We start from the raw sequence: 24,456 nt of genomic DNA on the forward strand, positions 1-24,456 counted from the left end.
AATGGCTGCTAAAGACGTAAAGTTCGGTCGCACAGCGCGCGAAAAGATGCTGCGCGGCGTCGATATCCTCGCTGACGCTGTTAAGGTAACGCTCGGCCCTAAGGGTCGTAACGTTGTTATCGACAAGTCCTTCGGCGCTCCACGCATCACCAAGGACGGCGTATCGGTCGCTAAGGAAATCGAACTCGAAGACAAGTTCGAAAACATGGGCGCACAGATGCTGCGCGAAGTTGCTTCCAAGACTAACGACACTGCCGGTGACGGCACGACCACTGCGACGGTTCTCGGCCAGGCTATCGTTCAGGAAGGCGCAAAAGCTGTTGCTGCCGGCATGAACCCGATGGACCTGAAGCGCGGTATCGACCTCGCAGTCACTGAAGTTGTTGCAAACCTTCTCGGCAAGGCCAAGAAGATCAACACTTCGGAAGAAGTTGCTCAGGTTGGCACCATCTCCGCTAACGGCGAAGCCGAAATCGGCAAGATGATCGCTGAAGCGATGCAGAAAGTCGGCAACGAAGGCGTGATCACGGTTGAAGAAGCCAAGACCGCTGAAACCGAACTCGAAGTCGTTGAAGGCATGCAGTTCGACCGCGGCTACCTGTCGCCATACTTCGTCACCAACCCAGACAAGATGGTTGCTGATCTCGAAGACGCATACATCCTTCTGCACGAAAAGAAGCTTTCGAACCTGCAGGCTCTTCTGCCAGTGCTCGAAGCTGTTGTTCAGACATCGAAGCCACTCGTCATCATCGCTGAAGACGTAGAAGGCGAAGCGCTTGCAACACTCGTTGTCAACAAGCTGCGTGGCGGCCTGAAGATTGCTGCTGTTAAGGCTCCTGGCTTCGGCGATCGCCGCAAGGCAATGCTCGAAGACATCGCGATCCTCACCGGCGGTCAGGTTATCTCCGAAGATCTCGGCATCAAGCTTGAAACCGTTACGCTCGACATGCTCGGCCGTGCGAAGAAAGTTTCGATCACCAAGGAAAACACCACGATCGTTGATGGTGCAGGCCAGAAGGCTGAAATCGACGCACGCGTTTCGCAGATCAAGCAGCAGGTTGAAGAAACCACTTCTGACTACGACCGCGAAAAGCTTCAGGAACGTCTTGCTAAGCTCGCTGGTGGCGTTGCAGTTATCCGCGTTGGCGGTGCAACTGAAATCGAAGTTAAGGAAAAGAAGGACCGCGTTGACGACGCCCTGAACGCAACCCGCGCTGCGGTTGAAGAAGGTATTGTTGCTGGTGGTGGTACTGCTCTGCTCCGCGCTTCGTCGCAGATCGCTGCTAAGGGTGCAAACCCTGACCAGGAAGCTGGCATCAACATCGTTCGTCGCGCTCTGCAGGCTCCTGCTCGCCAGATCACGACCAATGCTGGTGAAGAAGCTTCGGTTATCGTTGGCAAGATCCTTGAAAACGGCTCGGACACCTATGGCTACAACACAGCCAATGGCGAATTCGGCGACCTGATCAAGGCTGGCGTTGTTGACCCGGTTAAGGTTGTTCGCACCGCTCTGCAGAATGCAGCATCGGTTGCTGGTCTCCTGATCACGACTGAAGCCATGATTGCTGAACTGCCTAAGAAGGATGCAGCTCCTGCTGGCATGCCTGGCGGTATGGGCGGCATGGGCGGCATGGATTTCTAAGAAATCCATCCGAGTATTGCGCAGCACAGGCGACTTCGCCTGTGCGGCCGCGACAATACGGCTTGTAAAAGAAAAACCTTCGGTCTGGGCCGGAGGTTTTTTTATGCCTTTTTTAAAACTCGGCACTTCTTCACACAGCAAGTGACGAACAAGATTTAAGGTATAAAATTGGGAGAAAAGCAGTCTTCGATTGCTTTTCTTACATTGTGTAACTCTTTGTGATTTATAGAAAATTTACCTATCGCAGGCTTTACTAAGGAAGCTGCGATTATTTTAGCATTTTCTGATTTACATTCTGCAGTTTTCATGGTCAATCGCTATCGATACGAGATGGACTTCCTGTTTGCCCCCGCACTTTGGAAGTCCTGTCTCAGGCAACAGGAAAGGCAGGCGCGAGCCTGCCTTTCCACTTTTACACTATAAGGCTCATCGACTGCTCATTCCGCAGCTTCAGCCTGATTATAATCGCGGCCCGACGCACGCGCGTCATAACGCACCCGCGCCATCATGACATTCGCTTCATTGGCAATGGCCCATTCACCCAAAGCACGGACAGGCTTCAGCAAATCGCGCCCCAATTCCGTCAGTTCATATTCCACCTTGGGCGGGATCGTCGGGAAAACAGTTCGCGAGACAAACCCGTCCCGCTCCAGATTGCGCAGCGTTGTCGTCAGCATTTTCTGAGAAATACCGTTCACCGTGCGGCGCAGCTCATTAAAGCGCATTGGACCATTGCCAAGATAACTCACAACCAGAACTGTCCACTTATCACCCACGCGCGACAAAATATCGGTCACAGCCCTGCAAGCACTGGTTTCCTTGAAGTCACCGGGTTTCATAAAAGTGCCTCCTTGCGCTATATCCAGTCACCAGTATAGCCTCAGTCTCCATTGGTTACCATCTAAAAGGAAGCACCCATGAGCAAGCTAAAAGTCGCTGTGATTATCGGCAGCACCCGCGAACAGCGTTTCTCCCCTGTATCCGCAGAATGGATTGCGAAAGTTGCCGCTAAACGCCCTGAATTCGAGGTTGAAGTTCTGGATCTTGCCGATTACCCGATGGGCTTTTATGGCGATAGTGCAACGACAACCGCACAGGCGGAGACCGCCGACAAGTGGAAAACCAAGCTTCGCGAGTTTGACGCCTACATCCTCACTGCCGCCGAATATAACCATGCGCCGACGGCGGTTCTGAAAAACGCCATCGATTATGGTGACTGGATTCAGAAGCCAATGGGGTTTGTCGGTCATGGCGGCGTTGGCGGTGCTCGCGCTGTCGAACAGCTGCGGATGATCGCAGTTGAGATGTCATCCATGTCGGTCAAGACCGGCGTTCATATCCTGTTCCCGGACTACCTTGCCGTTGTCAAAAAAGAGAACACGCTGGATGATTTCCCACATCTCGCCGAAGCAGCCAAGAACATGCTCGATCAATTGGCATGGTGGGGCCACGCTTTAAAAGCCGCTCGCCTCGGATAATTAATTGATGACAAGCCGGGCTATCCCGGCTTGTCGCAATGCCGTTTCGCCCTATGATTATCTGAACTTAACTGAGATTGGATAATCATATGCGCAAAGAACTACCGATAGCGACTGCTCCACAAGATGGTCGCAAAATAACCGTGGTCTGGATCGATGACGACGATCAGCGCAATGAGTCGGTTGGCCAGTATCGCTCGCTCGATAAGCTGAAAGCTGGCGGCGGTGACTGGGATGAAACGGACACTGGCTGGTGGATTTTCACCGATAGTAAGACACAGCAAAAAGTCGAGCCGACTGCGTGGATTTCGGAAACCGATGACGGTGATGACGACAGCGATGATAACTAGATTTTGATACGGTATAACACTCAATAAAATTTGACTTTTATAATCATATTTTATCAAATGGTTACGTGTTAGAGCGCATCCCAAAAAGTGTGAAGCGGTTTTTGGAAAAGATGCGCGTTAAAATGAAAATTTAACGCATATTTCGATCTGATTAAATCAGATTGAAATATGCGTCAAAGCGTTACCATAGATGCATTGCGTAGCCCATAATTTCCCAATGCTGTTATTCTCGAATCGACAGATAGGCGCTTCCTACCTGAAACCAGAGCCGGAGACTGAAGATGACTGCCACGCGTACCGAAACAGATACGTTCGGACCGATCGACGTTGCCTCGGATCGTTACTGGGGTGCACAAACTCAGCGCTCTTTGCAAAACTTCAAAATTGGTGGCGAGCGTATGCCCCTCCCCCTCGTCCATGCATTGGGCGTTGTGAAGCGCGCGGCAGCTGAAACCAATATTGCGCTTGGCAAGCTTGATCCGGTTCTGGGACAGGTCATCGCCGTTGCTGCTTCAGAAGTGATTGAAGGCAAGCTTGATGATCATTTCCCGCTGGTTGTCTGGCAAACTGGCTCCGGCACGCAGTCGAACATGAACGCGAACGAAGTTATTTCCAATCGAGCAATTGAGCTTCTGGGCGGCGAGCTAGGTTCGAAAAAGCCAGTCCATCCCAATGACCACGTCAATATGAGCCAGTCTTCGAATGACACTTTCCCGACTGCAATCCATATCGCGACGGCGGTTGAAACTGTTCAACGCCTCTATCCTGCTCTGACACGCCTCACCAAAGCGCTCAAGGATAAGGAAGACGCGTTCGAGCACATCATCAAGATTGGCCGCACCCATACGCAGGATGCAACGCCCGTCACACTCGGTCAGGAATTCTCTGGCTATCGCGCAGCACTTGAATATGCGCGTCATCGCATTGAACAGTCGCTCGCCGACGTTTTCCTGCTGGCGCAGGGCGGCACCGCAGTGGGTACCGGCCTCAATGCACCGAAGGGCTTCGATACCGGCTTTGCCGATGCAGTGAGCGAAATCACTGGCCTCAGCTTCAAAACCGCGCCAAACAAGTTTGAGGCTCTTGCCAGCCATGGAGCGCTTGCAAATTTCCACGGTAGCCTCAACGCGCTGGCCGCTGATCTCTTCAAAATCGCAAATGACATTCGTTTCCTAGGCTCTGGCCCGCGCTCGGGCCTCGGTGAACTTTCACTGCCAGAAAATGAACCCGGCTCATCGATCATGCCCGGAAAGGTTAATCCGACGCAGGCTGAAGCTCTGACAATGGTTGCAACACAGGTCTTTGGCAATCAAACAACTGTGACGGTTGCCGCAAGCCAAGGTCATTTCGAGTTAAACGTCTTCAAGCCGGTCATTGCCTATAACGTGCTGCAGTCGATCCGAATCCTGAGCGACGCCATGGTTTCCTTTGCAGATCATTGCGTGGAGGGCATTGAAGCCAATGAAGATCGCATCAAGGATCTTCTCGATCGCTCGCTGATGCTCGTCACCGCTTTGGCTCCCGCCATCGGCTACGACAATGCCGCCAAGATTGCGAAGACCGCACATAAAAACGGTACGACCTTGCGCGAAGAAGCATTAAAGAGTGGGCATGTCTCGGAAGAAGACTATGAACGTCTTGTCCGCGCAGAGAAGATGATCGCTCCGGAATAACTGTTCACGATAATCGAACAAACTGTCGAGGAATATCTATCTTTCCTTGACAGTTCTAACCGTTTAACTCGTAGCTCATATTCATTTGGAGATACCAAAAATGTCCTCGATTACTCCTCAGAGCAACGGTCTTGCGACGCTCGTCGCACGCGTCTTCCTTTCCATCCTGTTCATTCTCGCTGGTTTCAGTAAGCTGACTGCGATTTCCGGCACAGCTGGTTATTTTGCTGGCCTGGGCCTTCCGGTTCCAACTGTAACAGCTGTTATCGTTGGTCTGGTTGAGTTTGTCGGCGGCCTTGCCATTCTTGTCGGTTTCCAGACCCGTATTGCTGCTGCAATCGTTGCGCTGCTCACCATCGGCGCGACACTCGTTGCTCACATGAACTTCGCCGAAGGCATGAATGCTCTGATGGCGCAGAAGAACCTCGCCATCGCTGGTGGCCTTATCCTTCTCGCACTGCAGGGCGCAGGCTCGATCTCGATCGACGCAAAGCGTGGCTAATTTCCGCTCTCATGCCTGACTTTGAAAAGCCGTGCTTCATCAGCACGGCTTTTTAGCATCAGCCCTATCAAGACACAGAACTGTTACTTGAGCTGCGGTAATATTGCGTCGGGCGAACTTGTAAGATAATGCAACCGCCTATTTTCATTTTGATAGACCTGTCTTCCTCCCAGACAAGTCTCATAACTTAGCTTGTAGAGAAAAAATGGCCGTTTCCCCCACAACGAACAGTCAGCCTCGTGCTGCTGCCCATCAGGGCAATAATTACAGCTTTGCACTTGCCAGCCTTACCATGCTCTTTTTCATGTGGGGTTTTATCACGTGTCTCAACGACATTTTGATCCCACACCTCAAGGGCGTTTTTCAGCTCAACTACTTCCAGTCGATGCTGATCCAGTTCTGCTTCTTCGGCGCTTACTTCATCGTCTCGCTGCCTGCTGGCGCACTCGTCAAACGCATCTCCTATAAATGGGGTATTGTGACCGGCCTGGTGATTGCAGCCATTGGTTGTGCGCTGTTCATTCCAGCGGCATCTTATCGCGTTTATGAACTTTTCCTCGGCGCGCTTTTCGTGCTGGCTTCAGGCGTGACGACTCTTCAGGTGGCGGCGAATCCTTATGTCACTATTCTCGGCAAACCTGAAACAGCGGCCAGCCGTCTGACGCTGACACAGGCCTTCAACTCTCTCGGGACAACCGTCGCCCCATCCTTCGGTGCACTCCTGATCCTGTCTGCAGCCACCAGCGATGCGGCAAGCTCTGCACAAGCAGATGCCGTTCAGTTCCCTTATCTCATGCTCGCATTGGCTTTCGCAGTTCTTGCAATCGTTTTCGCGATCCTGAAGCTACCTGACGTTCAGGAAGAAGAAGCGGTCCTGACCAAGGAAGATGGCTCAGCCTGGCAATATCGCCATCTGGTCTTGGGTTCGATCGGCCTGTTCGTCTATGTCGGCGCAGAGGTCAGCGTAGGCAGCTTCCTCGTCAACTTCCTCAATGATCCCAATGTTGCGGGTCTGGCCGAATCTGAGGCGGCACATTACGTTTCCTATTTCTGGGGCGGCGCAATGCTCGGACGCTTTATCGGTGCAATTGCCATGCGCTATATTGATGACGGCAAGGCGCTAGCTTTCAATGCGCTCGTGGCCATCATCCTGCTGCTTATCACCGTTGCAACCACAGGACATGTCGCGATGTGGTCGGTTCTCGCAATCGGTCTATTCAACTCGATCATGTTCCCGACGATCTTCAGCCTGGCGCTGCATGGTCTTGGAAAACACACCAGTCAGGGTTCGGGCATTCTGTGTCTGGCCATTGTGGGTGGCGCGATCATCCCACTGATTCAGGGCGCGCTGGCAGATAAAGTCGGCATTCATCTGGCATTCCTGATGCCAATCATCTGCTACATCTACATCGCCTATTACGGCTTGATTGGCAGCAAGCCGAAAAATTAAAACAAAAAAGCCGGTCTGAATCTCAGACCGGCTTTTTAAATTCACCATTATACTATTAGCCAGCCAAACCGTTGCGAATACGCGAAACAACCTCCGCCACTTTTGCATTGGCTTCACTGCGACGTGCTGAAACGAGACAAGCCTGCGAACGCAGGATAATGCCATCTTCCAACACTTTAAGCTTGTTTGCAGTCAGCGTTGAGCCGGTCGAGGTAATATCGACAATCATATCTGCCGAACCCGCCGCAGGCGCGCCTTCGGTTGCACCCAGACTTTCAACGATGCGATAGACCTGAATACCGTGCTTCTGTGAGAAGAACTGCTGTGTCAGACGCCAGTATTTCGTGGCAATGCGCAGACGGCGACCATGACGCTGGCGGAAATCGGCAGCCACATCATCAAGGTCGGCCATGGTCGTCACATCGCGCCAGACTTCAGGCACAGCAACCACAACATCCGCATGGCCAAAACCAAGCTCTGCCTCAATCGACACGCGCTCATCGGCATGGGCGAGCGTTTCACGAACAAGGTCTTCACCCGTCACGCCCAGATCAACGCTGCCATAGCCAAGTTCACGTGCAATTTCCGACGCCGACAAAAACAGAATGTCGAGATCGTTGTCACCATCAACTCGCGCCCGGTAATTGCGCGAGTCATCTGGCAGAACAACCCTGTATCCGGCCTTTTCCAGCACGGCGAGCGTCTGCTCTTTCAGCCGTCCCTTGGACGGAAGTGCGAGCGTTACAGTCATGATTGTTCTCCGCTCAATGCCTCGAGCCGGTCGAGCCAGATTGAAAAACCAACGCCCGGAATGTTTTCGGATGCACCCAGCATGGTCAACAGCCGATCGTAACGACCGCCACCGGCCAGCACCTTATCTTTGTCGCCGCCCGCCTGACGGATTTCATAAACAAGGCCCGTATAGTAATCGAGCGGACGTCCGAAAGACGCATCGTAGACAATATCTTCGGCAGGAATACCGGCTGCAATGATAGCATCTGCGCGCGCTTCAAACTTTTGCAGAACGGCGCTCAGATCAAGCGCATTATCAGCAGCAAAAGCCCGCAGCGTGATGCCCGCTGTTTCAAGCGAAACGCGGGTCGAGAGGAAACGCTTCAGCACATCCAGCGCAGATGAAGGGAAACGGGCCGCGGCCAGATCTTCCTTCTCGATCAGACGTCGGGCGATTTCCGCCGGCGTGCGTCCGGCGCCCGGCGACATGCCAGCTTCGAGCATTTCTGCTTCCAGCATACGTGCCAGCCCTGCCTCGTCCCCTTGCGCCACGAGCCCGGCCAGATGTTCCGGCAACGGGTCAGTGCGCTGTTCGCCAGTCAGCTCGGCTAAAGCTGCTTCCATTGTACGGGAATCGCCAAAGGCACGCAGCAGCTTTTTGCGCCATCCTTGCGGAAGTCCCAAGGCTTTCAGCATACCCGCAAAAACGGACTGATCACCCAGCACAATTTCAAGCTTGGCATTGGGCGCTGCGGCATGAACACAGGCCAGCGCATCAGCAATCGAACGCGCGTCCGATGCCGCTTCATCGGTTGCACCGAGATCCTCGATCCCTGCCTGAAGAAACTCAGCCGCGCCATCGCGACGCTGACGAAACACCTCACCCAGATAGGCATAACGCTTCGGGGTTGCTGCATTGAGCGCAATGTGATTGCGGCAGACCGGAATGGTAAACTCCGGGCGCAGGCAAAGGCTGTCGCCATTTTCATTTTCGGTGAGAAAGATACGGCGACGCAAATCTTCGCCCGCCATGTCCAGGAACGGATCGGCAGGCTGGATCAGCGGGATATCTACAAGCTCAGCTTCGCTGGCATCAAGCTGTCCGCGAAGCGTCGTGAAGACCAAAGATGTACGTTGACCGACCATATTATCCGTCACTTCGACTGTTGTGCGCGATCGCGAGCTTGCGCATCGAGGATTTCGCGCACTGCCGCAACGATCCCCTCTTCCTTGACCGTGACCTGCGCCGGGCGGCTTTCGCGCCAGGTTGCATTGTCTTCGATCTCGGCAGAAATGCGCTTGCCTTCAATCAGATCCTTGATCTGAACTTCGCCAGCCTCACGCTCTTGCGAACCTTGAATAATCACGCACGGCGCATCACGACGGTCTGCATATTTCATCTGCGCCTTCATGCCGGAACCGCCGACATACATTTCGGCGCGGATACCAGCCTGACGCAGATCAGAAACCATCTTTTGATAGCGCCCAAGGCTTGCAGCGTCCTTGTCCATTACCAGCACGACGACGGGACCAACAACATCGGACACATCAAGCTTGCCGAGATTTTTCAGCGCCGTCATCAAGCGCGAAACGCCGATGGAGAAGCCAGTTGCCGGAACGGGTTCGCCACGGAAACGCGAAACCAGACCGTCATAACGACCGCCGCCGCCAACTGAGCCGAACACAACCTTCTGGCCATCTTCGTTGGTGACATCAAACAGAAGCTCGGCTTCAAATACAGGGCCGGTATAATATTCGAGACCACGCACGACCGAAGGATCGATCTTCACGCGACCTTCATAGCCACCAGCGTCAAACAGAGCTTCCATATCGGCAAGCTCTTTCACGCCTTCTTCGCCCTTAGCGTTACCAGCAACAACAGCCTGCAAATTGGCGATAGTTTCAGCACCGGTTGCGCCACCCGCAGCGGTGAAGGCCAGAACCTTTTCGACTGCCGCATCAGACAGTTCAGCGCCCTTGGTGAAATCGCCGCTTTCGTCAAGACGGCCCTTGCCCAGCAAAAGACGAACGCCTTCAGCGCCAAACTTGTCGAGCTTGTCGATGGCACGCAAAACGTTGAGGCGCTTGCCAGCTTTCGCATCACCTTCAAGGCCAATGGCTTCGAGCACACCATCGAGAACCTTGCGGTTGTTGACGCGGATCACGTAATCGCCGCGCTGAATGCCAAGGCGTTCAACCGTGTCGGCCATCATCATGCACATTTCGGCATCAGCCGAGACATTTGGCGCGCCAACCGTATCGGCATCGAACTGCATGAACTGGCGGAAACGACCTGGACCCGGCTTTTCGTTGCGGAACACCCAGCCATTGCGATAGCTGCGATAGGGCTTCGGCAAGCTTTCGTAGTTTTCCGCCACGAACCGCGCTAGCGGCGCCGTCAGATCGTAGCGCAGTGACAGCCACTGCTCGTCATCATCCTGAAACGAGAATACACCTTCATTCGGACGATCCTGATCGGGCAGGAATTTTCCGAGTGCATCGGTATATTCGATAAGCGGCGTTTCCACAGGCTCGAAGCCATAAAGATCGTAAACTTCACGGATGGTCGCCATCATCTTTTCGGTGGCGCGCAGATCATCCGGCACCCGATCGACAAACCCACGTGGCAACCGTGCCTTCATCTTGTCCGCTTTGTCGGCCATTTTTCCCGCCTGATCACTGATTTTGTTCATATTACGCCAGAAAAAACCGGCAAATTCATTGCCGGTTTCCTAACGCATCAAACGGGGTGCGGCAAGTGCAGGAAGAGCTTTAAAAAGACGCGCTTAACGCGTGGCGATGGCAACGGCCACGCCAGCCATCATTCCGGCGCAGGTGCGGTTGGCGATCTTGACCATGCGCGGGGTGCGCAAAAAGCGACGTGCCTGCACGGCCAGCAACACCCATGCATTGTAAACAACGGCCAGAACCATGAACATAACCAGCAACAATTCGCCCCAGCCGAGGATCGAAACGCCGGTTAGATCAATTACAGTCGGCAGGATGGCAACATAGAAAACCATGATTTTCGGATTGCCAAGCGTGATCGCCAGAGCGCTCAGGAAAAGGCCGCCTGCCTCATTGCGACGCGGGATGATTGCGTCATTGGTAAGATCGTTAACAGGCGCAAACCACATTTTCCAGGCGAGATAAGCCAGATAGACGAGGCCAGCATATTTAAGCACGAGAAAGACTGTGTGGAAATTCTGCGCCAGCGTTGAAAGCCCCCAGACAGCGAGTGACAACCAGACGGCATCACCGATCCAGAGTCCGACCATGAAGGGAAACACGCCCTTATGGCCACGGCTGATAACGCGCGCGACCAGCGCTCCAATGTTTGGACCCGGCGTACCGGCTGCAACCATCAAAATTCCAGCAAAGACTGCTAGCGACGCCAGATCCATTTTTTTCTCCTGTCGCCGCTTTCTGCCAGAAAAATAATGCAAACGCAATCAACGCCTAAGGACGCTCAAACGACGTTCTTAAGTCTTCAATATAAGGGCGGCAATGGCAGCCTTCGATGTGGTCATTCACCAGCCCCATGGCTTGCATAAAGGCATAGACTGTTGTCGGCCCGACAAAAGACCAACCACGTTTTTTGAGGTCTTTGGAAATACGCGTTGAGGTCGCCGTTGTTGGATTGGCAATAAGCGTCGGATAATCGACCACGGCAGGGCGATCCTCCGCACCCGGTTCAAACGACCAAAAGTAAGCAGCCAGAGAGCCTTTTTCCTTCACCAGTTCAATGGCGCGATTTGCATTGTTGATGGTGGAAACAATTTTACCACGATGACGCACTATGCCCTTATCAGCGAGCAGACGTTCAATATCCTTATCGTCATAAAGTGCGACACGATTGAAATCGAAGCCATCAAAGGCTGCGCGAAAGTTCTCGCGCTTGCGCAGAATCGTCAGCCACGACAGGCCGGACTGGAAACCTTCTAGGCAGATTTTCTCAAACAGGCGATGATCGTTCGTAACAGGCACGCCCCATTCATTATCGTGGTAAGCGATATAATCAGGCAATTTGCCCGGCCAGAAACAACGCATTTTGCCGTCTGCATTGACGATCAAGCCAGTCTTTTCCTGCACTGTATCGCTCATGTCTGCCCCCTGAACTTTCATCTTCTCTTAATCATGTCGCGCAACCTTGCGCTAACCACAACCATAATTTGAAGCCGACTGCCGAACCAGACGGCCCAAAATTTACCTTTATGATTCCATTGCTCGGCACAATAGCCTCATGAATTTCGGGTTCGTACTCCTGACAGGACATGTCAGGGATATGAAGGGCAACAGCGTCAGCGCGAATGCAGGACGCAGAATAGACGGATTTGGCTTATGAAACCACGTCATCTGCTTTTAATCGGATCAATTGCGGCAATCACCGTTTCTATCGTCACGACCAGCATGGCTTTTGCCAATGATCGTTATGCAACCCAGCCGCCGGTTCGGGTCGACAATGAAACATCACAGCGCTGGCTCGCACAGCTTGGCGGCCCTGCTGTGCGTGTGTTGCCTAAGACCGAGCCTGCACTGCCACAAAAACGCACCGTCGTTAAAAAGAAGCAAGCGCCTGAAGCGCGCATTCAGAATGTAAGCCAGCAGCGTCCTGCCGCTAACCCTGCAAAGGCTGTGGGCAAGAAGCAACATCTTGATCCAATGTTCCTGCCACAAGTGGTCTCTTATTCCGGCGGTGAAAAGCCCGGAACCCTTGTCATCGATACCGGCAAGCGCTTCCTTTATCTCGTCGAAGGCAATGGCCAGGCGCGTCGCTATGGCATTGGTGTCGGGAAACAGGGCTTTGGCTGGAAAGGCACGCAGACGGTGAGCCGCAAAGCCGAGTGGCCGACATGGACGCCGCCCAAAACGATGATCGAACGCGAACGCAAAAAGGGCCGCATCCTGCCAGCCCAGATGAAGGGCGGGGTGAACAATCCGCTTGGCGCACGCGCCTTGTATCTCGGCTCAACGCTTTATCGTATCCATGGCACCAATCAGCCATGGACGATTGGCAAAGCCATGTCTTCGGGTTGTTTCCGCATGCGTAACGAAGATGTAAGCGATCTTTACGGTCGCGTTCCCGTCGGCACACGCGTGGTCGTTCGATAATTAAAACCCTTGATGGATCGCAAATTCAGGCCGTTGTCGCATTAAGTGACAACGGCCTTTTTGTCATCGAATTGAAATTTTTGGCGTTTTTATAGGAAAAGCGTCCGCCCTAACGCACAAAGGCAGACGAAAGGTCTTTCACTTTTCATGCGAACACCCATATGCTGTGCAAGCAAAATGAAGAGTATATATGCAAGAGGGAAGGACTGAACATGACCGTACCGGTGGTAAAACTGAACGACGGCAATCATATCCCACAGCTCGGTTACGGTGTCTGGCAGGTTGGCAATGACGAGGCTGTCACGGCTGTCAGCGAAGCGCTGAAAGTAGGCTACCGACACATTGATACTGCTGCCATTTATGGCAATGAAGAAGGCACCGGCAAGGCAATTAAAGAGTCCGGCATAGCCCGCAACGATATTTATCTGACGACAAAGCTCTGGAATAAAGAACAGGGTTACGACTCGACGCTCAAGGCTTTTGACGCAAGTCTCAAGAAGCTCGACACGGACTATGTTGATCTTTATCTGATCCATTGGCCGCTGCCATCCAAAGACCTGTTCATGGACACATGGCGCGCTTTCATCAAGATTAAAGAAGAAGGCCGCGCGAAGTCGATCGGCGTATCCAATTTCCAGACCGCTGATCTCGAGCGCGTTCTGAAAGAAAGCGATGTTGTTCCGGTTATCAACCAGATCGAACTTCATCCGCAGTTCCAGCAGGACGAATTGCGTTTGTTCCACAGCAAGCATGACATTGCAACTGAAGCCTGGAGCCCACTCGGTCAGGGCACTATTCTGGAAAACCTAACACTGAAATCCATTGCTGAAAAGCATGGAAAATCAGTCGCTCAGGTCATCCTGCGTTGGCATATCGAAACCGGAAATATCGTCATTCCAAAGTCGGTCACGCCTGCACGCATCAAGGAAAACTTTGAAGTGTTCGACTTCAGCCTCAATGGCACCGACCATGACGCGATCACCAAGCTGGACAAGACAGACGGTCGTATCGGACCGAACCCAGCGACATTCTCGGTGGTATAACTGAAATGAAAAGCCCGGCAAATTGCCGGGCTTTTTTCATCGCAGAAGTTTTAAACTCCCCGTTAGCGAACGCACCCATTTCGTTGGGCCAGCGATTCCCACCCCGTCAACTGCTTCATTCGCCAACTCCTTTTCGGGGAAAAGGGCTTCATACTCGGTATAAACATGCAGCGAGCGCGCAAAGGCGGGGAAGACCACAACAGCCTGCCGCTCTTCAAAGCCTGCTGCTTTTAAAGCGATGGCCCGAATCGTTTCAGCATCAGCCTGAAGAATTGGCACAGGACGATCCGAGCTTATGTCGATAGCAACGCCCATTTTATCGACCAATTGTCGGGCAGCAATGAAGGGCAGCTTCGCACCCAGACCAATCGAAATCGCGCCGACTGTATTGGCGATCAGCCCCAACGGTAGTTCTGGATTAACAATAATGGCGAGGCGAAGATCTTCTTGCATGACGGCTCCTGAAACAAAAATTTCTTACAGAGAAATACACCGCTTCATCTGGGCAATCCTGCCTATCTCTCCCGCTTTGGTTAGATTTATGGTAGACCTTACCAAAATAAGTCGATTTTAAGGTAAATTCATATGAACACGCTCGATCCATCTGACATCAGGATTCTCGAAGCATTACAGGGTGACGGTCGCCTCACAAATCAGGCCCTCGCGGATCAGGTCGGCATGCCTACGTCTCCAAGCTGGCGCAAAGTTCGCAAACTGGAGGAAGACGGCGTGATACAGGGTTATCGCGCCACGCTGGATCGCAAGGCAATTGGGCTTGGCGTGCTGGCATTTGTCCGCATCAAAATTGATAGTCACAGTGAAGCGGAAGCCGAGCAATTTGCGGCTGAACTGATGGGCCTTGATGAAGTCATCACCTGTTACAGCATTGCTGGTGACGCAGACTTTCTGCTGCAAGTCCTATCGCACGATCTCGATACCTATGCCGATTTTGCCATGTCAACGCTGCGCCGTCTGCCCCGTATCAAGGAAATGCAGACGACTTTCGTGCTGAAGGAAACGAAAAGCTTCAAGGGCTTTCCGCTCAAACATGCCCGATCAGTGAAGGCTGGAACCTGAAAGCACAATAGGCTTTGGCCCGCCATAGGCCCAGTCCAGCAATTCAATCGTGTGCACAATCGGCAACTTACTGCCTGTTGCAATCTGCGTCATACAACCAATATTGCCGGTCGCAATCAGGTCGGCTCCGGTCGCCTCAATATTCCTGACCTTGCGATCGCGAAGTTTGGTCGCGATCTCCGGCTGCATAATATTATAGGTGCCCGCAGAACCGCAGCAAAGATGGCCTTCCAATGGCTCTTTCACTGTGAAACCCGCTTTTGAAAGCAGGTCTTTCGGCTGACGCACAATCTTCTGGCCATGTTGCATCGAGCAAGCCGAATGATAGGCAACCGTCAGCACCTTCGGCTCTTCGGGCTGCGGCAGTGTGATGGTTGTCAGATATTCGGTAATATCCTTGGCGAGCGATGATACAAGCGCAGCCTTATCCTTATAGGCCGGGTCGAGCCGCAGCATATAACCATAATCCTTGATCGTCGTTCCACAGCCCGACGCTGTCACGATAATCGCATCAAGACCGCCAGCTTCAATCTCCCGCGTCCAGACATCGACATTGTGCCGTGCCTGATCAAGCGCCTGTTCTTCGCGTCCCATATGGTGCACGAGTGAACCACAGCAGCCTTCATCCTTTGGTGCCACCACTTCAATGCCAAACCGATTGAGCAATCTCAGTGTTGCGGCATTGATGCCGGGATTAAGCACGGGTTGCGCGCAGCCATTCAGGATCGCAACACGCCCGCGCTTTTCGCCCTTGGCCACACTTATTGGTAGAGGATCAGCTTTGGCGGGAAGATTTTGCGGTGCGAGTTCGAGCATGGCTGCGATAGGCTTCAGGCTCGCGTTTTTCCGCATCAGTGGCGCCAAGGGCCGCCCAAGTTTGGCGAGCTTGAGTGCCATCCGAAACCGGCCCGGATAGGGCAGAACCTGCGCCAGCATCCCGCGCAGAAAGCGGTTCATAAATGGACGCTTATAGGTCTTTTCGATATGCGCACGCGCATGATCGACCAGATGCATATAATTGACGCCCGACGGACAGGTGCTCATGCAGGAAAGGCAAGACAGACAGCGATCAACGTGGCGCACGACTTCTTCATCCGCCGGACGTCCGTTTTCGAGCATATCCTTGATAAGATAAATGCGTCCGCGCGGGCTATCAAGTTCATTGCCAAGCGTCACATAGGTCGGGCAGGTCGCTGTGCAGAAGCCGCAATGCACGCATTTACGCAGGATTTTATCGGATTCGCTCACACCCGGATCGAGCAATTGTTCGGGGCTGAAATGGGTCTGCATGGCTCACGCTCCCGCCTGCTCAGGATACATACGTCCCGGATTAAGAATGTTCTCCGGATCAAACTGATGTTTCAGCCGCTGTGAAAGTGCTGCAAGCGCTGCCGGTTGCGGCTCAAATACGTCCGTATTGGCCCGAACAAATTCCGGTGCGCGTATCAGCGTTGCATGACCGCCGCCATATTTGGCGATCAGCTTCCGCAGCGTGCCTGCTTCCGGCTCGGCTTCCATCCGCATCCAGATCAAACCACCTTGCCAATCATAATAGGCATCGACGCCTGCATGGCGGCGAAACTCGTCAATCATGCGCCAGCCTTGCAACGGTGCCATTGAAACACGCCAGACCACACGATTATCACCAGCCTGCGCATAGGGCAGCACATCGCGAACTTCTGTCCAAAGCTGTGTCGATTGAGGCTCATCAATCACGTCGATTGCGCTTGCCCGCCCAAGTAGAGCCTGTAATTGCCTACTCCGATGTGCGACGGATGGCGCACAGCCTTCCAGCCTCAGAATGGTTGCGGCTTCCCAACCAAGCTTGCCGTCGAGAAAGCGATTGGCGACAGTGGGCGGCAAATGAGCACTCGATGCCACTTCTTCGCGCGATCCCATCGCCATAGCCATGACGCGAGCAGCCTGTTCGTCATCCAGACCGCGAACAGCAAGCGTCACAGAAGTCTCAGGCTTGGGCAGCACTTTGAATGTAACTTCCGTTGCCACACCCAGCGTACCCCAGGAATTGGCCATGCCTTTGGAAAGATCGTAGCCGGTGACATTCTTGACGACACGCCCGCCGGATTTGAACAATTCGCCGCGGCCCGAAACCACCCGCACGCCAAGGATATGATCGCGCGCAGCGCCCGCCTTCAGCCGACGTGGCCCCGACAGATTGGCAGCCAACACACCGCCAATTGTGCCGCGACCTGCTTCACCGGTAAGCAGCGGACCATAATCCATCGGTTCAAAATGAAAGCATTGGTGGCTTGCCGCCAGCAATTTTTCAATTTCGGCAACAGGTGTACCCGCCTTCGCCGACAGCACCAGCTCATCCGGCTCATAAAGTGTTATGCCTGAAAGCTGCGACAGATCCAGAACATGGCCAGCCTGCACCGGGCGACCTATTCCACGCTTTGAGCCTTTACCGATAATCTCCAGCGGCGTTGACGTACCGAGTGCCCACCGGACCGCCTCGACGACACCCGATTCATCCTGCGGTTTTAGAATATTCACATCAGTCATTTTCATAACCACAGCTTAGAAACGCGGAAGGTCGGGGAAGGCCAGCTCGCCGCGATGCACATGCATACGACCAAGCTCAGCACAGCGGCGCAATTGCGGAAAGACTTTGCCGGGATTGAGCAGGTGCTTCGCATCAAACGCACATTTCACACGCATCTGCTGGTCGAGATCGATTTCGTTGAACATCTCCGGCATGAGATCGCGCTTTTCGATACCCACGCCATGCTCGCCCGTCAGCACGCCGCCAACCTTCACGCAAAGACGTAAGATATCGGCGCCGAAATCTTCCGCAGCCTCCAGCTCGCCGGGAATATTTGCATCATAGAGGATCAGCGGATGCAGATTGCCATCACCTGCATGAAACACATTGGCAACGCGAAGCCCGTATTTTTCGGATAACTCGCGCATGCCGGACAAAACACGCGGCAGTTCTTTGCGTGGAATGGTCCCATCCATACAGAGATAATCCGGCGAAATACGCCCCACCGCCGGGAAAGCAGCTTTACGGCCCGCCCAGAAAGCCAGTCGCTGTTCTTCCGACTGCGACAGGATGCAGGTGGTCGAGCCATTTTTAAGTGCTATGCCCTCGACCGCTCCGATCAAATGGTCAACTTCAATCGGCGGCCCATCGAGTTCGACGATCAGCAGTGCCTCAACATCAAGCGGATAGCCGACACGAACAAAGTCTTCAGCTGCGCGAATGGCAGGCCGGTCCATCATTTCCATGCCACCCGGAATGATCCCTGCACCGATAATATCCGCCACGCATTGCCCCGCCTGTTCACTTGATGGAAAGCCGACCATGACAGCACGCGCGGTTTCAGGCTTTTGCAGAATGCGAACGGTGATTTCCGTCACCACCCCAAGCAGACCTTCCGAGCCGGTCATCAGCCCCAGAAGATCATAACCTTCGCTATCCAGATGCTTGCCGCCAAGGCGCAAGACTTCGCCAGTTATCAGCACCATTTCAATGCCAAGCACGTTGTTGGCGGTGAGACCATATTTCAGGCAATGCACGCCACCAGCATTCTCCGCAACATTTCCGCCTATCGAGCAGGCAATCTGCGAGGATGGATCCGGCGCATAGTAAAAACCTTCATGCTCAACAGCTTTTGTAATGCCGAGATTCGTTACCCCCGGCTGTACGACTGCAACGCGATTGGGATAATCGATTTCAAGAATACGATTGAAGCGCGACATGCCAAGCAGCACAGCATCAGCCAGCGGCATCGAACCGCCGGACAGCGATGTGCCAGCTCCGCGCGGCACCACGCGAATGCCATTGTCATGACAATAGCGCAGAACATCTGAGACTTGATCGACGGTTTCGGGCAGGACAACGACCAGCGGCAGAGAACGATGTGCTGTCAGCCCATCGCTTTCAAACACACGCATCGCATTAACAGTATCGACAACGCCCTCACCCGGCACGATATTGCGCAAGTCGGCAACGATGCTGGCCCGTCTTTGCAAGACGGCTGCATCCGGCTCCGGCATGATCAATCCGCTCATATATTCCTCCGCCTCCCAGCGACTTCACATAACTGGTAAACTAATTTTACCAATCATGCCTATGGCGAAACAGTTTTGACACTGCGGCATAATCGCCTTGCGATCCCGACAAAGCCTCGGCTAGATGGGGTCAGCACATAAAGCTGTCGGGGAGGATTTGAAACTATCATGATGAGCAGTCTGGCCGATATGGAGATTTTCGCACGCGTTGTCGCAACCGGCAGCATGTCTGCAGCAGCGCGTGATCTCGGCCTGTCGCCTGCTGTGGTTTCCAAGCGGCTCGGTCGGCTTGAAGAGCGGCTTGGCACCCGCTTGCTCCAGCGCACAACGCGTCAGATTGCACTCACCGAAGCAGGTCAAGGCTATCATGAGCGCGTTCTTGGCATTCTCGGCAATATCGAAGAGGCGGAAGCCTTTGTCGCCCGCCGGTCAGCCGATGCGCGCGGGACGCTGAAAATCTCGGCTCCCACCACTTTCGGACGTATGCATATCGCGCCTTATCTGGTGCCATTCATGCGCGCCAATTCCGACCTCACCGTCAATATGCAGCTTTCGGACGAAATGGTGGATATTGTCGGCGACGGTTATGACCTAGCGATCCGCATTGGCGAACTCTCTGACTCAACCCTTGTCGCCCGCCGTCTCGCACCCGTGCGTCGAATTCTCGTGGCCTCACCCGCTTATATTACTGAGCGCGGCACACCACAGACAATCGAAGATCTCGCCGATCATATCTGCCTTGCACCGCACAACAACGATCCATGGCGGCTGGAAGGCCCTAAGGGTCCAATCACCATCCGCCCGGTCGGCCCGCTGCAGACCAATTCGAGCGAACTGGTGCGCGAAGCCGTGTTGGCCGGTCTTGGCATTGCGCAACGCTCGACATGGGACGTGGGACCAGATATTGCCGCCGGAAAGCTTGTGCAGGTGCTGCCCGACTATGCCGCGTCGCGAAATGTCGCAATCCACGCAGTTTACCCTTCCAAGCAGTTCCTGCCTGCTAAAGTGCGCCTCTTCATCGACTATCTGGCTGATCTTTATGGACCAGTGCCTTACTGGGAAAGCGGGAGTTCTCCACAAGGCTTGGCTAAGGAATAGACGTGGCAGCCGTGATTGCGTATGAACCCGGTCAGCCTCCCAGGCATCAGGTAATATTGAGGAAAATAATCCAAGGAATCAAAATGAACACCGCTCCCCGCCTTATTCTCGCACTCGTCGTCGCCGTCATTGTTGGCTGCGGCTTCATGTATTACGACAAGTCGCGTGGTGCTGAATGGGTCGTCTCTCCACAGCAGATCGAACAGGCAAAAGCTGAAGGGAAAACAGGCTTTGAAAGCCGCCCCGGCACCGTCACGGTTCTTCCGATCCGTAGCGAAACCGCAGATGTCCTGCCCTTCAAATGGGCGATGTACGGCCTCGTTGCTGGTATTGTGGTTTTCGTTTCTGGCCGCAAGCGCAAGAAGGCCTGATTACAGGCCGCAACTGTGTAACAAACCCCGGAAGCTTTGTTTCCGGGGTTTTTGTTTAAGCGTTTCAGAGAAACGTTGCCGTAACCTTTTCTTGGGGCTAGTTTGCGACCATGACCGAACCAGTGTTTTCCCGCATTCAGGCAAGCCGTACGGCAGACGATGTTGTGCATCAGATCGAGAGCCTGATTCTTGAAGGTGTTTTGCGCGGTGGCGACAGACTTCCGGGCGAACGGGAACTGGCACGTCAATTCGATATCTCGCGCCCTATTCTGCGTGATGCGCTCAAACGGCTCGAAAATGCTGGTCTTCTCACCTCTAAGCACGGCGGTGGAACTTTCGTGGCCGATGTCATCGGTCAGGTTTTCAGCCCCCCTGTTGTCAGGCTTTTCAGCGAGCATCGAAAAGCGACAACCGACTATCTCGAATATCGTCGTGAGATTGAAAGCGTGACTGCCGAATATGCAGCGCTGCGCGCCACGTCAGCCGACAAGGCACTCCTTGCTGAAATCATGGCCGCGATGGAAGAGGCCAACAGCGCCAGTGATCTGGATAAAGGCGCACAGCTTGATGTCGAGTTTCACAATGCGATTGGCGAAGCCGCGCACAATATTGTGCTGCTACACACATTGCGTTCCTGCTATCAGCTGCTCAAAGATGGCGTTTTCTACAATCGCAGCCTGATTTACAGCTATCCCGGCGTGGCTGACATGCTGCTGTCACAGCATCGCGCCATTTACGACGCGGTGATTGCGGGCAACCCGCAAGCCGCACGCGAAGCGGTGCAGAAACATATCCGCTTTGTCGAACAGGCAACCAATGACCGCGAACTCAACGACGAGCGTGAACGCGTATCGCGATTGCGCTATCGGCAGCGGGCTGGAAAAGATGTGAAAGAGAGCGGCGATTTATGAGTGGCATGACCCTACAGGACGCAAAAGGGCCGGAAGGTATCCGGCTTTATGCCATTGGCGATGTGCATGGTCGTCTCGATCTCTTGCAGGATATGCATGGGCTGATCCGCGCCGACCTCGACCACAATCCTGCACATGACTGGCGCATCATTCACCTAGGAGACTACATCGACCGGGGACCGGATTCGAAAGGCGTTCTGGATTTTCTGATCCATGCCTCAACGCATGATCCGCGCATTCTCGCGCTCATCGGCAATCATGATGATGGATTTCTACATTATCTTGCAACCGGCGATACAAATGGCATTTTTGCACTGCATGGCGGCAGCGACACCGCACGGTCATACGGTGTAGAGGTCGATTACACCGACCCCACATCGGCGAAAGCAGCTTATCCAAAGCTACTGGACGCAATTCCGCAGACGCATATCGACTATATCCGCTCGATGCCTTCTTGGTTAAGTTTCGGAGACTTCTTTTTCTGCCATGCGGGCGTGAACCCGGTGGTGCCGCTTGATGCGCAGGACCGTGATGACCTGATGTGGATCAGAACATTGTTTCTGAAATGGACCGACCCACTAGACAAGGTGATTATCCACGGCCATACGCCACAACGCGTTGTCGATGTTCAGCCCAATCGGGTCAATCTCGACACATATGCATGGAAAAACGGAAAGCTGTCGGCCATCGTCATCGATGGCCCGGAAAAGCGCTTTCTGGAAGCGGCAGGTCCAGCCGCTAGTAGCAACGTTTAACGCGCGCTGGAAATACCGTAACCGTCAGTCGAGGTCATGCTGTTACCAGCATCGACGGTAAAAATGCCAACTGCCATGAACACGATCGCAGAAACCATCAGAACTGTGAGAAGTGCAGCATGCTTAGCAGTCATAATCGAAAACTCTTTGGACAGGTTACCGGACAGTCGGAGACCGAGCTTTCATAATGGGCAAGATTTACACCTTGTCCGACCATTTGCCACCCGGAGCGTGGCCTCAGTTACACCTGAAAAAAGTTACCCGCAACTGAACGTCCAAGTTACAATTGTTGCTTTCAGACCGAAAATCCCAAATGGTTTTCACCTGTGGCAAAGTGGCAACGATTTATCAGATCAGACCAACCCATGCCCGTGCCAGAGCAGCCCCCGCCCGGTCGGCAGCGACGCCTGAGAGTTGTAGATTTCCTGGAAGTTCAGCTGCCCATTGAGAATCGAAACCGGCAATCATCTCACGTAAAGATGCACTCCATTCCGAGACGAGCTTGGTGTCGGCCTCGAAGTGAAACTGGGTGCCATAAGTCGCACGCCCGATCCTGTAAGCCTGATTGACCGTCATGTCGCTGCTTGCCATATGAACCGCGCCATCAGGCAGAGAAAAAGTATCACGATGCCAGTGGAAAATAGGGAAAGCGGCTCCCGCGGCAGACATAACCGGATCACTTTTTCCGTTCTCTGTCAGCAAGACCTTATGCCAGCCAAATTCCATCGGGCGGTTGAGAATATTTTCACCGCCATAAGCGCGCGCGATAAGCTGGCTGCCAAGGCAAATGCCTAAAACCGCCTTGTCTTTATCGCCAAACGCCCGAATGAGATTGAGCAGATCAGGGAAATAAGGGTAATCGCTATCGGCAAGAGCGTTCTGCTCGCCGCCTAGTACGATCAGAGCGTTATGCTGACTATCATCTGCGGGAAGGGTATCGCCATTATAGGCATGCCTGATATCAATTCCGTAACCCGCTTCAATCAGGATCGGCTCAATCTGCCCCAGACCTGAATCGGAATAATTCTGGACCACCAACACTTGCATTGTTCAAGCCCCGCGTTTTTATAAAAAATGGCTATCATGAAAAAAGCCCGGACAAAATAGCCGGGCTTTCATATGTTTCAGTTCACCACAGACACGCTGACGGTGCGGCCAGCCACCAGATGCACGCCTTCCGGCACATCTTCAAGCTTCACGCGCACCGGAACACGCTGCGCCAAACGCACCCAATTGAATGTCGGTGAAACATTGGCGAGCAGGCTGGAGGAATCAGTGCGCTCACGATCCTCGATTCCGCCTGCAATACCTTCGACCTTGCCTTTGAGCTGCACCTTGCTGCCCATCACATCGATGACAACAGGATCGCCAATTTTGATGCGTTCAAGCTTGTTTTCCTCAAAATAGCCGGAGACATAAAATGAGTCCGTATCGACTAGCGCAGTCACCGCAGAACCGGCCGTTACATAATCACCGGGCTGGAGCGAGAAATTGGTGATGACACCATTCACCGGCGCTTTTACCGACGAACGGTCAAGATTAAGCGCGGCCAAGTCACGATCAAGCTCTGCCTGGCGATAGGTGGCCTCGGCTTGCATTGTCGTGGTTTCGATCTGCTCCATCTTCTGTTGCGTAACAGTCGTATCATTGAGTTTGTGATAACGAGACAAATCACGGTTTGCCATGTCGAGTGCTGCCTTGCTGCTGGCCAGTTTTGCCTGCGCCTGCTGCAATGCGAGCTTGTAGCGTGCCTGATCAATGCGGAAAATCACATCGCCCTTTTTGACGTCCTGATTGTCATGGACCAGCACTTCGGTGACGAGACCCGAAACATCGGGCGCAAGACGCACAACGTCCGCGCGGATTTTACCATCACGCGTCCACGGCGCATTCATATAATAATCCCATAGATGCCAGCCGAGAAGCCCTGCCATTGTAACCATGACGAGGGTTAGGAAGACCCGGCCGGAATGTGCGAAAAGCTTCTTCATAGTGGTATTCCGTTCAAGATAACGGCGCTTGCGCCGAGAATGCAAAAATACATGGCGGCATCAAACAAAGGTCTGTGCCACACAAAACGATAAAATCGCACGCGTGCGAGCAGACGCTGCATCAGCGAGTTTGCGAAATAGGCACCCAATGCCAGCACCGCGAGGCTCGGTAGATAGATCCCATAGATGTCGAATTCCGGTCTCATAATTTTAATTCCATTCGTCCAGTTCGT

General features: G+C 53.5%; 27 protein-coding genes. 13 read left to right on the forward strand and 14 right to left on the reverse strand.

Translation table 11 applies throughout. The annotated features are described in order from the left end of the window. The first annotated feature begins 1 nt into the window (after position 1). Positions 2-1,642: a chaperonin GroEL gene (gene groL, locus RI570_RS12180; protein WP_313828807.1), complete on the forward strand. Its 1,641-nt coding sequence runs from the start codon at positions 2-4 to the stop codon at positions 1,640-1,642. A gap of 437 nt (positions 1,643-2,079) precedes the next feature. On the opposite strand, the gene RI570_RS12185 is transcribed toward groL, so the two are convergent. Further along, complete coding sequence (locus RI570_RS12185; RefSeq protein WP_313828808.1) at positions 2,080-2,481, reverse strand: helix-turn-helix domain-containing protein; 402 nt, start codon at positions 2,479-2,481, stop codon at positions 2,080-2,082. 78 nt (positions 2,482-2,559) lie between these two features. On the opposite strand from RI570_RS12185, the gene RI570_RS12190 reads away from it, so the two are divergent. The 5 genes from RI570_RS12190 to RI570_RS12210 all read left to right on the forward strand — a co-directional run bounded on the left by RI570_RS12190 (position 2,560) and on the right by RI570_RS12210 (position 7,095). Continuing rightward, the gene (locus RI570_RS12190) at positions 2,560-3,120 is read left to right on the forward strand and encodes an NAD(P)H-dependent oxidoreductase (protein ID WP_313828809.1); all 561 of its coding nucleotides are present in this window, start codon (positions 2,560-2,562) and stop codon (positions 3,118-3,120) included. 89 nt (positions 3,121-3,209) lie between these two features. Beyond that, entirely contained in the window at positions 3,210-3,470 is a 261-nt protein-coding gene (locus tag RI570_RS12195; protein WP_313828810.1) for a hypothetical protein, read from the forward strand. A 281-nt stretch (positions 3,471-3,751) separates the two neighbouring features. Beyond that, a complete protein-coding gene (gene fumC, locus RI570_RS12200) occupies positions 3,752-5,143 on the forward strand; it encodes a class II fumarate hydratase (RefSeq protein WP_313828811.1) in 1,392 nt (463 codons plus the stop codon). Between the two features lie 100 nt (positions 5,144-5,243). Continuing rightward, a complete protein-coding gene (locus RI570_RS12205) occupies positions 5,244-5,645 on the forward strand; it encodes a DoxX family protein (RefSeq protein ID WP_313828812.1) in 402 nt (133 codons plus the stop codon). 205 nt (positions 5,646-5,850) lie between these two features. Continuing rightward, a complete protein-coding gene (locus RI570_RS12210) occupies positions 5,851-7,095 on the forward strand; it encodes a sugar MFS transporter (RefSeq protein ID WP_313828813.1) in 1,245 nt (414 codons plus the stop codon). A 55-nt stretch (positions 7,096-7,150) separates the two neighbouring features. Here RI570_RS12210 and hisG read toward each other — a convergent pair whose 3' ends face one another. The 5 genes from hisG to RI570_RS12235 all read right to left on the reverse strand — a co-directional run bounded on the left by hisG (position 7,151) and on the right by RI570_RS12235 (position 11,931). After that, positions 7,151-7,846, reverse strand: coding sequence for an ATP phosphoribosyltransferase (gene hisG / locus RI570_RS12215; RefSeq protein WP_313828815.1), 696 nt, complete (start codon positions 7,844-7,846; stop codon positions 7,151-7,153). After that, positions 7,843-8,973, reverse strand: coding sequence for an ATP phosphoribosyltransferase regulatory subunit (locus RI570_RS12220; protein ID WP_313828817.1), 1,131 nt, complete (start codon positions 8,971-8,973; stop codon positions 7,843-7,845). The genes hisG and RI570_RS12220 overlap by 4 nt, the downstream gene beginning before the upstream one ends. Positions 8,974-8,981: 8 nt before the next feature. Then, positions 8,982-10,490, reverse strand: coding sequence for a histidine--tRNA ligase (gene hisS / locus RI570_RS12225; RefSeq protein ID WP_313828818.1), 1,509 nt, complete (start codon positions 10,488-10,490; stop codon positions 8,982-8,984). Positions 10,491-10,613: 123 nt separating this feature from the next. After that, positions 10,614-11,231 (reverse strand): LysE family translocator, encoded by a 618-nt coding sequence (locus RI570_RS12230; protein ID WP_313828819.1) that lies wholly within the window; start codon positions 11,229-11,231, stop codon positions 10,614-10,616. A 55-nt stretch (positions 11,232-11,286) separates the two neighbouring features. Further along, positions 11,287-11,931 (reverse strand): DNA-3-methyladenine glycosylase I, encoded by a 645-nt coding sequence (locus RI570_RS12235; protein ID WP_313828820.1) that lies wholly within the window; start codon positions 11,929-11,931, stop codon positions 11,287-11,289. A 237-nt stretch (positions 11,932-12,168) separates the two neighbouring features. Between RI570_RS12235 and RI570_RS12240 the strand changes: the two genes are divergently transcribed. Then, a complete protein-coding gene (locus RI570_RS12240) occupies positions 12,169-12,939 on the forward strand; it encodes a L,D-transpeptidase (protein ID WP_313828821.1) in 771 nt (256 codons plus the stop codon). 212 nt (positions 12,940-13,151) lie between these two features. After that, positions 13,152-13,982: an aldo/keto reductase gene (locus RI570_RS12245; protein WP_313828822.1), complete on the forward strand. Its 831-nt coding sequence runs from the start codon at positions 13,152-13,154 to the stop codon at positions 13,980-13,982. A gap of 36 nt (positions 13,983-14,018) precedes the next feature. Here RI570_RS12245 and RI570_RS12250 read toward each other — a convergent pair whose 3' ends face one another. Then, complete coding sequence (locus tag RI570_RS12250; protein ID WP_313828823.1) at positions 14,019-14,435, reverse strand: DUF2000 domain-containing protein; 417 nt, start codon at positions 14,433-14,435, stop codon at positions 14,019-14,021. 132 nt (positions 14,436-14,567) lie between these two features. Here RI570_RS12250 and RI570_RS12255 point away from each other — a divergent pair, with 132 nt between their 5' ends. Continuing rightward, a complete protein-coding gene (locus RI570_RS12255; RefSeq protein ID WP_313828824.1) occupies positions 14,568-15,059 on the forward strand; it encodes an Lrp/AsnC family transcriptional regulator in 492 nt (163 codons plus the stop codon). Here the strand turns inward: RI570_RS12255 and glcF are convergent. From glcF to RI570_RS12270, 3 genes are read right to left on the reverse strand one after another with little or no spacing between them, the layout of a single operon-like run. Then, positions 15,039-16,349 (reverse strand): glycolate oxidase subunit GlcF, encoded by a 1,311-nt coding sequence (glcF, locus tag RI570_RS12260; protein ID WP_313828825.1) that lies wholly within the window; start codon positions 16,347-16,349, stop codon positions 15,039-15,041. The two genes, RI570_RS12255 and glcF, sit on opposite strands and share 21 nt — an antisense overlap. Positions 16,350-16,352: 3 nt before the next feature. Continuing rightward, entirely contained in the window at positions 16,353-17,585 is a 1,233-nt protein-coding gene (glcE, locus tag RI570_RS12265) for a glycolate oxidase subunit GlcE (RefSeq protein WP_313828826.1), read from the reverse strand. 15 nt (positions 17,586-17,600) lie between these two features. Then, the gene (locus RI570_RS12270) at positions 17,601-19,097 is read right to left on the reverse strand and encodes an FAD-linked oxidase C-terminal domain-containing protein (protein ID WP_313828827.1); all 1,497 of its coding nucleotides are present in this window, start codon (positions 19,095-19,097) and stop codon (positions 17,601-17,603) included. Positions 19,098-19,265: 168 nt separating this feature from the next. Here RI570_RS12270 and RI570_RS12275 point away from each other — a divergent pair, with 168 nt between their 5' ends. The 4 genes from RI570_RS12275 (at position 19,266) to RI570_RS12290 (ending at position 22,232) form a co-directional block, all read left to right on the forward strand. Continuing rightward, on the forward strand, positions 19,266-20,195 hold the full coding sequence (locus tag RI570_RS12275) for a LysR family transcriptional regulator (RefSeq protein ID WP_313828828.1): 930 nt from the start codon (positions 19,266-19,268) through the stop codon (positions 20,193-20,195). 83 nt (positions 20,196-20,278) lie between these two features. Next, positions 20,279-20,566: a hypothetical protein gene (locus tag RI570_RS12280; protein WP_313828829.1), complete on the forward strand. Its 288-nt coding sequence runs from the start codon at positions 20,279-20,281 to the stop codon at positions 20,564-20,566. 110 nt (positions 20,567-20,676) lie between these two features. After that, entirely contained in the window at positions 20,677-21,477 is an 801-nt protein-coding gene (locus RI570_RS12285) for an FCD domain-containing protein (protein ID WP_313828830.1), read from the forward strand. Further along, complete coding sequence (locus tag RI570_RS12290; protein ID WP_313828832.1) at positions 21,474-22,232, forward strand: metallophosphoesterase; 759 nt, start codon at positions 21,474-21,476, stop codon at positions 22,230-22,232. Before RI570_RS12285 ends, RI570_RS12290 begins: the two co-directional genes overlap by 4 nt. Here the strand turns inward: RI570_RS12290 and RI570_RS12295 are convergent. From RI570_RS12295 to RI570_RS12310, 4 genes are all read right to left on the reverse strand, one after another. After that, a complete protein-coding gene (locus RI570_RS12295) occupies positions 22,229-22,366 on the reverse strand; it encodes a hypothetical protein (RefSeq protein WP_250043203.1) in 138 nt (45 codons plus the stop codon). The genes RI570_RS12290 and RI570_RS12295 overlap by 4 nt on opposite strands. Positions 22,367-22,580: 214 nt before the next feature. Further along, positions 22,581-23,279 carry a type 1 glutamine amidotransferase gene (locus RI570_RS12300; protein ID WP_313828833.1) on the reverse strand — a complete coding sequence of 233 codons (699 nt, stop codon included), beginning with the start codon at positions 23,277-23,279 and terminating at the stop codon, positions 22,581-22,583. A gap of 77 nt (positions 23,280-23,356) precedes the next feature. After that, positions 23,357-24,223 (reverse strand): HlyD family secretion protein, encoded by an 867-nt coding sequence (locus RI570_RS12305; protein WP_313828834.1) that lies wholly within the window; start codon positions 24,221-24,223, stop codon positions 23,357-23,359. Then, positions 24,220-24,429, reverse strand: a complete 210-nt coding sequence (locus tag RI570_RS12310; protein ID WP_313828835.1) for a DUF1656 domain-containing protein — start codon at positions 24,427-24,429, stop codon at positions 24,220-24,222. Before RI570_RS12310 ends, RI570_RS12305 begins: the two co-directional genes overlap by 4 nt. Positions 24,430-24,456: the final 27 nt, after the last annotated feature.

The organism is Brucella pseudogrignonensis (assembly GCF_032190615.1).
GTDB classification, from domain to species: Bacteria; Pseudomonadota; Alphaproteobacteria; order Rhizobiales; family Rhizobiaceae; genus Brucella; species Brucella pseudogrignonensis_B.